The following is a 713-nucleotide window of genomic DNA, read 5'->3' as shown; positions in this document are numbered from 1 at the left end:
GGGCGCGCTGGAAGTCCTGCTCGCCGAGCTGTGGAGCGAGCTACTCGGCGTCGCGCGCATCGGTCGGCACGATGATTTCTTCGCCCTCGGTGGACACTCCTTGCTGGGCATCCGCTTGATCTCGCGTCTGCGCAGCACGCTCGGGCTGGAACTGCCGCTGGCCGCGCTGTTCACCCACCCGCGCCTGGCCGACCTGGCGCGCGCTCTGGACGGTGTGGCCGCCAGCAGCTTGCCGGCCATCGTCCCGGCACCGCGCGATGAGCCGCTGCCGCTGTCCTTTGCCCAGCAACGCCTGTGGTTCCTGGCCAAGCTCGATGCCCAGGCCGACCTGGCCTATCGCATGGGCGGCGGTCTGGAGCTGCAGGGCGAGCTCGATCTGGCTGCACTGCAGCGCGCACTGGATCGCATCGTCGCTCGCCACGAAGCCTTGCGCACCCGCTTCATCGCCGAGCACGACAACGCCATCCAGAGTATCGCCCCGTCCGAAGCCGGCTTCATGCTGGAGATCATCGATCTGGGCGAGGCGCACGATGGCGATGTGCTGGCACAGCGCTTGACCGCCTCCGACAGCCAGATCCGTTTCGACCTGGAACACGGGCCGCTGATACGCGGTCGCCTGCTGCGCCTGGCCGAGCAGCGGCATCGCCTGGTGGTGACGATGCATCACATCGTCACCGACGGCTGGTCGATCGGCCTGTTGCTGGGCGAGGGCC

The 713-nt window shown here is 68.4% G+C and carries 1 protein-coding gene; it reads left to right on the top strand.

Annotated elements, in window-relative coordinates; genetic code table 11:
• The coding region (locus CKY51_RS22225; RefSeq protein WP_152250066.1) for a condensation domain-containing protein at positions 1-713 on the top strand (713 nt) is incomplete at both ends.

The organism is Xanthomonas maliensis, assembly GCF_009192945.1.
Taxonomy (GTDB): Bacteria; Pseudomonadota; Gammaproteobacteria; order Xanthomonadales; family Xanthomonadaceae; genus Xanthomonas; species Xanthomonas maliensis.
This window is presented reverse-complemented; position numbering and strand designations above follow the sequence as displayed.